Genomic DNA, 10,115 nt, shown 5'->3' with positions numbered 1-10,115 from the left:
AGGAAGCGGCCCTGGCCGCATTGCAGGAGATGACCGCGCAGATCGAGCGGCTTCAGATTGATCACAGGTCGCTTGTAGAGGCCAACGAGCAGCTTGAGGCGGCGAGAGCAGCCGACCAGGAAGCGGCCCTGGCCCTTCAGGCGGAGCTGGAGCAGTTGAAGGCCACCCTGCATGTTGAACTGGCGCAGGAGCGGCAGAGTGCCGCAGAGCGCGAGGAGGCGGTGAACGCCCTTCAGGCGTCCTTGTCCGCCGTTTCAGAAGAACGGGCCAGCGCCATGCTGACGATCGCGGAAATGCAAGCCGTGATCGCCGACCTTAACGGGCAGCACCATCACGCGCTGGCCGAAAGCAGCGGATTGCGTGAGATTCTGGCCCATAAGGACGCCGAAATGGCGGCTGGCCAGGAGGCGCTGGCACAGGCGCAGGCCGAAGTGGCCGCGTTGCGATTGGCCTATCAGGAGTTGGAGAAATTCCTTGATGGGGTTGTGACCGGTCAACCCGTGGCCAATGTCGGCGCGCATGGGTAATCAGGGGCCTGGACAATGCCCCCCTTGGAGGACGGCGACGGCCGGAGCGCATACAAGCCAACGGATGTTGGCGCCGACGATTGCGAGGCGGGAAGGATTGACCATCGGTCAATAGTGCCCGCCGCGGGGATAAGACGGAGTTAGCAAGTCAATGGAACGCACGATGTTCGGCCACAATTCCCTGATGTCAGAAGAAGAGATGCTGGCTGACGAATGGGAGCGTCAGGGCCTGGTCACCTTGCGGGGGGCGGTTGACCCCGGTTGGATTGACGATGCGGCACGAGAGATTGCGGCGTTCCGCAGCAGTAATGGCGAACTGAAGGACGCGCATGGATATGGCGACCGTGTCGGCCAGTTTCATCAGATGTCGCCGGCCTATCTGCGTATGGCTTCGTCGCCCCGCATTCTGTCCTTCCTTCGTTACGCGCTGAAGGATGATCCTTTGCTGTTCGGTTCGTTGAATTTCGAACGCGGATCACAGCAGGGGGAACATATTGATTCTATCTTCTTCTACACCGAACCCAGCTATGCGATGTGCGGCGTCTGGGTCGCCATGGAAGATGTGAAGGAAGATGCCGGCCCCCTTTTCTACCTGCCGGGCAGCCACAAATGGCCATTTGCCCGGGGGGAGGAGATTGTGGCCCAGCATCCCGATCTGGCCGACGAGGTCGCCACCGCCCGCGCGAACCCCACCGCCCCCGAAAGCCAGAAGCTGGTGGAACGGCTGGGGCGGCTGTGGTCGGAAGATCTCAATCGCAAGATCGCCACCTATAATGGACAGCGGCAGGTTCTCCACCCCAAGCGCGGCGATTGCGTCATCTGGCACGCATTGCTGGCCCATGGCGGTACGCCGCGCCGCGATCCCAGCTTGTCCCGGCGCAGCGCCGTGTTCCACTATATTGGACGCAATTCACGACTGTATACTTTCCAGGACTTCTTTCTGAAGACCAATCAGGAAATATTTGAGGCAAAGGGGCTGTCGAATAATGTCGTCAGCACCCCTGACCTGGAGTACATCAAGTATAATTACGTCGTGAAGATCACGGAGAACGGTCAGGAAGTTGTCAACATCTGATACCAGCGGCATGAAATCATGACCGATGGTCACGATTTCATGCCCCCCTCAATCGCCGGGCGCCGCCATCCGGCGGCCTGGCTACGCGGCACGGGCCGCGCGGCGGCAGTCGCCGCCGTACCAACGGTCAATAATATTGGCCGTTGGTATGACTTCCCGTTGTTTTACGGCGATGTCGGAAGATGTTTTGAACAGTGGGATGAGCCGCACCGGCATGGTGTGTTTCTTCCACAATGATCACATCGGAATGTTGCTTGCAGGTCCTTCCTCAGTGTACCAACTAGGGTAGTTTCAGGGACGGCATGCGAATGGTGCTGTGGCTTTAAGGATCGCAAATGTCAATTGCTGCTTCGAATGTGGGTTCTCCGGCACCGAAATGTCGGTTCTGCGCAACGCCGCTGACACATAGTTTTGCCGATCTTGGCATGACGCCTGTTTCAAATGCGTTCCGCAAGGCCGATCAGCGCAATCTGATGGAGCCGTTTTATCCTCTGCGCGCCCTGGTCTGCAGCGAATGCAAGCTGGTGCAGTTGGAGGATTTCCAGTCGCCGTCGGAACTGTTCACCGACGATTACGCCTACTTCTCCTCCTACTCCGAAAGCTGGTTGCGGCACGCGCGCAATTATGTGGAGTTGATGACGGAGCGGTTCCACCTCAACTCCGACCATCTGGTTGTGGAGATCGCCAGCAATGACGGCTATCTTCTGCAATATTTCAAGCAGAAGAACATTCCCGTGCTGGGCATCGACCCTTCCGCGAATGTGGCCAAGGTGGCGGAAACGGAACGGGGGGTTCCGACCCTGGTCCGTTTCTTCGGGCGGGAGACGGCAACGGCCCTGAAGGCGGAAGGCAAGTCCGCGGATCTGATGCTGGGCAACAATGTGTTCGCCCATGTGCCGGACATCAACGATTTCGTCGCCGGCTTCAAAATCCTGCTGAAGCCCGAAGGCATCATCACGCTGGAATTCCCGCATCTGCTGATGCTGATGCGGAACAACCAGTTCGACACAATCTACCACGAGCATTATTCCTATATTTCGCTGCTGGCGGCCGAGCGTATCTTTGCGGCCCACGGGCTGGCGGTCTTCGACGCGGAGGAATTGCCGACGCATGGCGGTTCGCTGCGCATTTACATCACCCATGCCGAGCGCCAACTGCCCGCGGCACCGGGGCTGGTGACGATGCGGGCCCGCGAGGCGGCGGCACACCTGGACGATCTGTCCGCCTACGCGGCCTTTGCCGAGCAGGTGCGGGAGACGAAGCGCAAGTTCCTGTCGTTCCTGATCGAGGCCAAGCGCCAGGGCAAGACGGTCGTCGGGTATGGGGCACCGGCCAAGGGCAATACCCTGCTGAACTATTGCGGCGTTGGTACGGATTTCATCGACTATACCGTGGACCGCAGCCCGCATAAGCAGGGAACATGGCTGCCCGGAACCGGCATTCCCGTGCGATCGCCGGACGATATATTCCAGACCAAGCCGGACTACCTGCTGATCCTCCCCTGGAATCTCCGCGATGAGATCATGGAACAGATGTCAGGAATTCGCGCCTGGGGTGGACAGTTCGTCGTTCCGATCCCCGAGGTTGAGATTCTGCCCTGAAAGGGCCGATCGCATCGACCGACCACAGAGGCAATCGTGAAGATCATCCCCACACCATTGGATGGCTGTTTCGTCATTGAAATAGACCCGATGGAAGATAATCGCGGCTTCTTCGCCCGCACCTGGTGCGCACAGACCTTCGCCCAGGCCGGGCTGCTGGCAACGTTGAGCCAGTGTAGCGTGTCGTTCAACAAGCTGGCCGGCACTGTCCGGGGCCTGCATTATCAGGCGGACCCGCATGGAGAGGTCAAACTGGTGCGGTGCATGCGGGGCGCGATCTTCGACGTTCTGGTCGATATACGCCCGGCATCGCCCACCTTTGGCCACTGGTTCGGGGCAGAACTGTCCGCAGACAATCACCGTGCACTTTATATTCCGACGGGCTATGCGCATGGGTTTCAAACATTGACGGACGATGCGGAGGTCTTTTACCAGATCTCCACGTCCTATGTTCCGGAAGCGGCAAGGGGTGTGCGGTACGACGATCCGCGGATCGGAATTGCCTGGCCGGCCCCCGTCCGGGCGATTTCCGATCGTGATCGTGGCTTGCCCGGGCTGGCGGCATGAAGGTGCGGATACTTGTCACTGGCGGCACCGGGCTGATCGGCAGGGAAGCGGTCGACGCCTTGGCCGCATCCGATGTCGATGTGCATGTCGTCTCGCGACAGGCCCGCACCGCCGTTCTGCCGCAGGGGGTGACACCCCACGACCTGGACATCCTGGACGAGCCTTCGGTGGCGACCCTGTTGTCGGTTCTGCGCCCAAGCCATCTGGTGCATCTGTCCTGGGTCACGGCACACGGGCAATTCTGGAATGCGCCGGAGAACGAGGCGTGGCGGGCGCACTCCCTGCGGCTTGTCCGACAGTTCGCCGACCACGGCGGACGCCGGGTGGTCATGGCGGGGACCTGCGCCGAATATGACTGGACCGACCCCGCCCTAGTCACAGATTTTTGCCGTGAAGACACAACCCGCATTCGTCCGGCCACCTTCTATGGACAGATGAAGGAAGCCACGCATCGGGAAGTGGCGGCACTTTGCGCGGAACGCGGCCTGTCCATGGCCTGGGGCCGTGTCTTCTGGCTGTTCGGCCCGCGGGAGGACAAGCGGCGCCTGGTGGGATCTATCATCGACAAGCTGCAAGCGGGAGAGCCCGCCCCCTGTTCCCCTGGAACGCAGGTCCGTGACTTCATGGCGGTGGAAGATCTGGGGGGTGCGTTCGCCGCCCTGGCCCGGTCGGAAGTCGAGGGGGCCGTCAACCTGGCTTCCGGGGACGGCATGCGAGTCGGCGATCTGGCACTTTTGATCGGCCGCCTGATGGGCCGCCCGGACCTGATCCGTTTGGGGGCCCTGCCGATGCGGCGTGATGAGCCACCCCATCTGGTGGCGGACATCACCCGCCTGCGCCAGGAAGTGGGTTTCCGGCCGGCGACCAGCCTGGAGGAAAGGCTGGCCGCCACCATTCGGCAGATGGGAGCGGATATCAGCTCGCCAGAGCCATGTCGATCTGCTGTTCAGTCAGCTTCCTGACGTCGCCGCCCTTATAGAAGGTGCGATACCATTCAACGCTGAGTTCCAGCGCCTGAGCGAAGGTCCAGCACGGCTTCCAGCCCAGCTTGGCCGTGGCGCGGCTGCTGTCAATGGTCAGGTGACGCGCTTCATAGGGCTGTGCACCGGTTTCCAGGGCCCAGCGCGCACCCTCACCCCAGAAATCGCACAGCGCATCGACCAAGGCATGCACAGGCTGTACACTTTGATCGGAGGGACCGAAGTTCCAGCCCCCCTCCGTACCCGTCGGATCCTCAATCAGACGTTGCGCAAGGGCCAGATATCCGCGCACAGGCTCGCATACATGTTGCCAGGGGCGCACAGCTTGCGGGTTGCGGATAATCAGGATGTCGTCGCGACTGAAAGCCCGCATAGCATCCGGGACTAGTCGGTCTACCGCCCAGTCACCACCGCCGAAGATGTTGCCGGCCCGCACCGTAACGGTCGCCACCGGATCGACACGCTTGGACAGATAGGAATGCCGATAGGCCTCGGTCAACAGTTCGCAACAGGCCTTGCTGACGCCATAGGGCTCCTTCCCGCCCAACCGGTCAATCTCACGATATGGCCAGGGCCATTCCTGATTGTCATAGACCTTGTCGGACGTGACAATCACCAGCGCCCGCACCGACGGACAGTGGCGCACGGCTTCCAGTACATTGGCCGTGCCCATGATATTACTGGACAGCGTATCCAGCGGATCATTGAAGGCCGTCCGTACGATGGGCTGGGCGGCAAGATGGAACACGATCTCCGGCGCAGCCGCCTGCATGGACCGGCTCAGTGCGGGCAGATCGCGAATATCCCCGACCTGATGGTCAACCGCATCGGCAAGACCGATGGCGTCGAACAGGCTGGGATCGCTGGGTGGCGGCAGCGAAAAGCCCTGGCAGCGGCTTCCCAGGCGACTTAGCGCCAAGGCCAGCCACCCACCCTTGAAACCGGTATGCCCGGTCAGGAACACCTGCCGCCCACGCCAGAAATCAGCTTTAATCAATTGCGTCATCGTGCTGCTCGCTTGCCAGAGTGCACCCAGGGAGCCTTGCCGCCGGCCCAAAGTTCCTCCAGCATATGCTTTTCGCGCAGCGTATCCATGGGCTGCCAGAAACCATCATGATGCCAGGCCGCCAGTTCGCCAGTCGCGGCCAACGAGCGTAACGGTTCCTGCTCCCAGGTCGTATCGTCACCTTCAATGAGGTCGATAACGCTGGGGGACAGAACAAAGAACCCGCCGTTGATCAGACCCTGCTCGGTCTGCGGCTTCTCCTGGAATTCACGGACCATCCCGTCTTCAATGCGGGTGCTGCCGAACCGGGCCGACGGACGGACGACGGTCATCGTTGCCTTGCGGCCATGCTTCTGGTGGAAATCGATGCTGCCGGCGATATCAATGTCGGAAAGACCGTCACCATAGGTCAGCAGGAAGTAGGGATCATCCGCTACCAAATGGCGAATGCGCCGGATGCGCCCTCCCGTCATCGTCGTTTCACCCGTATCCACCACATGGATACGCCATGGCGGCAGCTTTCCCGCGCTGAACGTCACCTCATTACGGGTTAAGTCCACAAATACATCACTGTTGTGCAATGCAAAATTCGCAAAATACTCCTTGATCATATAGCCCTTGTAGCCGGCACAGATGACGAAATCTGTGATGCCAAAATGACTATAAATATTCATGATGTGCAGCAATATCGGCCGACCGCCGATCTCAACCATGGGCTTGGGCCGTAAACCAGTTTCCTCCGACAAGCGCGTCCCCAAGCCACCCGCCAGAATTACCGCTTTCACATCAGGCATTTTCTGAAACCCCTTCCCCTTATGGGCATCAATGTCAGCTCGCTTGTATGGAGGTATCTGCCTTATGGGGCGGTGCCGTCAAGTTGCTGTCGCAGCTTAGTGGTCGGGTCGACGCAACGGAGGCGCCGCCGGGGCCTGCCGACGGCGCCTTGGCCATCAGGCCACGACCGCTCCCCAAAAGGCGGGCTCGGCCACCAGTACCCCATAGGCCTGTTCAACGGTCAGGTTGCCCGTAACGTCAATCACCATCTGGTCACGCGCCTGCGGGAAGCGCTGATTCCTGTCCCGAAACGAGAAATAGCCCGCAACGACCAGGCGCGTCCTTCCGCTGTCCTTGTCCCAGGCGGTGTTGCGGATGTGCCAATATCGCAGGCAATACGGATCAGCCGTGTCGTAGGGTAGAATCAGGGCCATGTTTTAGTCTCCGCTTGTTAATCGGTGCCATGAGGGGAAAAGCTGGGGTCAGGTGCCGTGGCCACCGATGACGAACCACTGGGAACCATTGCTGATGACGCTGATCTAGGCGCCGTAGCTGCCCAGCAGAATGCCGGTGGCGGTATTATCGACCAGGCCGCCCGCCACCACCGCCACGGTGACGGTGCCACCGGCCGCATTGACGCGCTTGATCGTCCGCATGTGGCCATTCCATGAGCCGGCAGGCGATGCGTCGTATCGCCCCCAAAGCCGCTGACCAGATGGACGGCGGCGACCATATCCATGTCGATCACGCCACCCGCCGCTGGCGCGACATAACTGGTCTGAACCGCCAATGTTGAGGCGGCGACGGCACCGGTAACCGACAACGCCCCCGTCACCTGGACCGCCCCGCCCTATGGCTGAAGGGCCAGATTACCGGCGTTGGTGGCGATGACAGGGGTGCCGCCATTCGCCCCCTGGACCAACACGGCCCGGTTGGCGCTGGGGACATAGGAAACGCGCAGGCCTTCGGCGCCTGGCGGACCGGCCAGCGTCACGGTGCCATCATTGGCGAGCCGCAGACGCTCGTCGGATGCGGCAAAAGCCGTACTGTCATTTACCGGACGATTCAGGAACTTCAACGGCCCCCGCCCGTTCCCCGCGGCCCTTTCATAGACGATGCCGGCCTTGGGGCCGAACTGGCTGTACTCCGTCACATGCGCGACCTGGAACCCGATGCCGGCGCCGCCGGTATTGTTGGTATAGTTTTCTACCAACAATTGCGTTGATAGCGGGTCGGCGCCGGTTTCCCGCAGATGCACAAGATCAATCCCCGCCGCCCCGGCAGGCAGCCCAACCGCAAGGCGCCCCACAACCCCCAGATTTCCCATGGCCGTTGCGGCAGCACCATCCACCCGCAGCCGTTCGCCACCGCCTGTGGCGATGGAAAGACCATTGGCCGTCCGGCTGTATAGTCCCGTGTCCGTGTCACCCCGGATCGCCAGCGACGGTGCGGCGGCAGTCCCGGCGGGGATCCGCGTGACGCCCAGAAGCTGGGCATCGGACAAGGTGGACGCAATAGCGCCCGCCCGCATAATGGTACGTATCGCCCATGGCTCACCTGTAGAAGATAAGGTTGACGAGCGTGTCGTAATTGCTGACCAGTCCTATCGACGCATTACCGTTGAGCGCCCGCGCCGTCGGTGCCAGTTCGGGCGCAGACCCATCGCTGATGTCGACCCCCGGTGCGGGCAGGATAGCCGCCCCGCCGATGCGCGCCCAGAACGGCCCCGCCGCATTGAACAGGACAAAGCGGGCACCCGCCAGCGGCGTGACCTGTCGCGCCACGCCGGCCACCAGACTGATAACCCAGACGGTGTCGGATGGAATCAATATATGGGCTTTTTTTCCCATTGCATCAGCTGCAAGTCGCAAGGGCTGCATTCCACAACATCCTCATTGTGGTTTCGGGGGATCGCAAGGACCGTCGGTCATTTCCACGGACACTCCAATTTGTGTCACGGTATCTTTTCCCATGAAAGGTTTTTCTCCCTTTAACACATCGTGACCCGCTGGAGCCGGTGTCGGCACAGCGGCACCGCCCGTGAAAGAACGCGCAGAATTGCCCAATGCGGGATTCCCCCCCGACCGACGCCGTCAACGGCACCTGACTGGTTGACCAACCTCAGACAGGGTCACGCAGAAATTTCCGCCAATGCATTGTCAGTGAAATCATCCATTGCCAGAGCCCTGATATGCTGTCCCGTTATCGCCAACGGCGAAGGGCCAGAGCTGGATGAAGTATTCTGGCGCCCATGGGAACGCCATACCAAATGATTGTTTCCTTTGTTTTCATAAAACTGAAAAAATATCAATAATTGGGCAATGATCAAGTAAATATACTCTCAGGTTCCCTGCCAACTCCATCGATTTTGCCAAGAAGGTGTGGGGTGCCGTTGATGGGGTGAAGCCGGATCAGACGCGGAAGGGGCTTGCTCTTAGAATTCAGATGCGCTACCTTCCCACTTTAAGGTGGTAATTAAATACTGGAAGGACTCGCCCACGTCATGGAAATTCTTTACCCGCGCGACTGGGAAAAAGTCAGTAATTTTCCATCTATTATTATTCGCGAAGTGAATCGGAATGTTCATTTTCGCCCAATTCTTCTTCGGCAGATTGATGGTGTCTTTTCGATTGTCGATTGTCAGTTCACAATTCAATATTCTCAATATGGAACTATACGGCAATATACATTGAAAGAAGGCCTTGAAGACGGAAAATACACACTACATTTCGTCGAATCCAGATTCGACCGGACCCTGGCTCAGATCGGCTTTTTCGTCAGTGCGGACGTGCCGACCATTGGCATGGGCGTCAACGCCATTGAGATTTTGACGACCCAGATCGGCGATTCCCGTTTCGTCGTCAATGGCATTGGCAAGTCTGGAACAACTTGGCTGTTCCAGATGCTTGGCTCCCTGCCCCGCTGCCGCGCGATCGACATGACGGCCAACGGAATGACCGGCATCAACCATGAAGAGCTGGCCCGTGTACCTGAGCGGAATGTGTATCACGGCCATATGCGTCATGGCCTTGAGGTGATGGAAGCGCTGACAACCGGCAATTACCGGATCGTCAACATCGTGCGCGACATCCGCGACGTCGTCATTTCGGAATATCATCACAAATTCACGATGCAGCGTGACCTCGCCCGCCCGGAACTGGCCATACGCGGGCCTTCCTACATGCTCCATCGCGACAACATCATGAAATGGTCAAGCTCGCTTTACGCAGCCCCCGATGCGATCGGGTGGGCCAAGAGCGGCGACAGTGTCATGGTGAAGTATGAAGACTTGGTGTCCGACACACCCGGACAAATGCAGCGGATTCTTACCGAACTGGGGCTGAACGCCGACTCCAATGTCATCGCCTATCTCTGTGAAGTGAACAGCTTTGCCCGTCAGACCGGCGGCCGCAAGCCAGGGCAGGCCGACAATGCCTCCCCTGTCAGAAAAGGCGTGCCAGGTGGATGGAAAGGCGACCTGATGCCCGACACGGTGAAATGGATCGAGGATACATTTGCCGCCTATCTGGACACATTCGGGTACACGGCCAGCCGGTAAACGCGTCCCCTTGCCAGGACATTGGA

The 10,115-nt window shown here is 59.8% G+C and carries 12 protein-coding genes; 7 read left to right on the top strand and 5 right to left on the bottom strand.

Going from position 1 to position 10,115, the window contains the following annotated elements:
• The 6 genes from ACODTW_RS20315 to ACODTW_RS20290 form a co-directional block, all read left to right on the top strand.
• Positions 1-527 (top strand): hypothetical protein (locus ACODTW_RS20315; RefSeq protein WP_488947900.1); only part of this gene is annotated, 527 nt, incomplete at its 5' end.
• A gap of 151 nt (positions 528-678) precedes the next feature.
• Entirely contained in the window at positions 679-1,602 is a 924-nt protein-coding gene (locus tag ACODTW_RS20310) for a phytanoyl-CoA dioxygenase family protein (RefSeq protein WP_488947899.1), read from the top strand.
• A gap of 18 nt (positions 1,603-1,620) precedes the next feature.
• Entirely contained in the window at positions 1,621-1,839 is a 219-nt protein-coding gene (locus ACODTW_RS20305) for a hypothetical protein (RefSeq protein WP_488947898.1), read from the top strand.
• Between the two features lie 98 nt (positions 1,840-1,937).
• Positions 1,938-3,203 (top strand): methyltransferase domain-containing protein, encoded by a 1,266-nt coding sequence (locus tag ACODTW_RS20300; protein WP_488947897.1) that lies wholly within the window; start codon positions 1,938-1,940, stop codon positions 3,201-3,203.
• Between the two features lie 36 nt (positions 3,204-3,239).
• Positions 3,240-3,770: a dTDP-4-dehydrorhamnose 3,5-epimerase gene (gene rfbC, locus ACODTW_RS20295; RefSeq protein ID WP_488947896.1), complete on the top strand. Its 531-nt coding sequence runs from the start codon at positions 3,240-3,242 to the stop codon at positions 3,768-3,770.
• A complete protein-coding gene (locus tag ACODTW_RS20290) occupies positions 3,767-4,732 on the top strand; it encodes an NAD-dependent epimerase/dehydratase family protein (RefSeq protein ID WP_488947895.1) in 966 nt (321 codons plus the stop codon). Before rfbC ends, ACODTW_RS20290 begins: the two co-directional genes overlap by 4 nt.
• Here the strand turns inward: ACODTW_RS20290 and rfbG are convergent.
• The 5 genes from rfbG to ACODTW_RS20265 form a co-directional block, all read right to left on the bottom strand.
• On the bottom strand, positions 4,686-5,756 hold the full coding sequence (gene rfbG / locus ACODTW_RS20285) for a CDP-glucose 4,6-dehydratase (RefSeq protein WP_488947894.1): 1,071 nt from the start codon (positions 5,754-5,756) through the stop codon (positions 4,686-4,688). The genes ACODTW_RS20290 and rfbG overlap by 47 nt on opposite strands.
• Entirely contained in the window at positions 5,753-6,550 is a 798-nt protein-coding gene (gene rfbF / locus ACODTW_RS20280) for a glucose-1-phosphate cytidylyltransferase (protein WP_488947893.1), read from the bottom strand. The genes rfbG and rfbF overlap by 4 nt, the downstream gene beginning before the upstream one ends.
• Positions 6,551-6,706: 156 nt before the next feature.
• Positions 6,707-6,964: a hypothetical protein gene (locus tag ACODTW_RS20275; RefSeq protein ID WP_488947892.1), complete on the bottom strand. Its 258-nt coding sequence runs from the start codon at positions 6,962-6,964 to the stop codon at positions 6,707-6,709.
• Positions 6,965-7,380: 416 nt separating this feature from the next.
• Positions 7,381-8,034 carry a hypothetical protein gene (locus ACODTW_RS20270; protein ID WP_488947891.1) on the bottom strand — a complete coding sequence of 218 codons (654 nt, stop codon included), beginning with the start codon at positions 8,032-8,034 and terminating at the stop codon, positions 7,381-7,383.
• Between the two features lie 49 nt (positions 8,035-8,083).
• Positions 8,084-8,410, bottom strand: a complete 327-nt coding sequence (locus ACODTW_RS20265; RefSeq protein WP_488947890.1) for an NAD/NADP transhydrogenase alpha subunit-like protein — start codon at positions 8,408-8,410, stop codon at positions 8,084-8,086.
• Between the two features lie 623 nt (positions 8,411-9,033).
• Between ACODTW_RS20265 and ACODTW_RS20260 the strand changes: the two genes are divergently transcribed.
• Positions 9,034-10,089, top strand: a complete 1,056-nt coding sequence (locus tag ACODTW_RS20260) for a sulfotransferase family protein (protein ID WP_488947889.1) — start codon at positions 9,034-9,036, stop codon at positions 10,087-10,089.
• Positions 10,090-10,115: the final 26 nt, after the last annotated feature.

It is taken from the genome of Niveispirillum sp. FG148 (genome assembly GCF_057809655.1).
The sequence above is the reverse complement of the archived record's forward strand: the minus strand, read 5'-3'. Positions and strand labels throughout refer to the sequence as shown.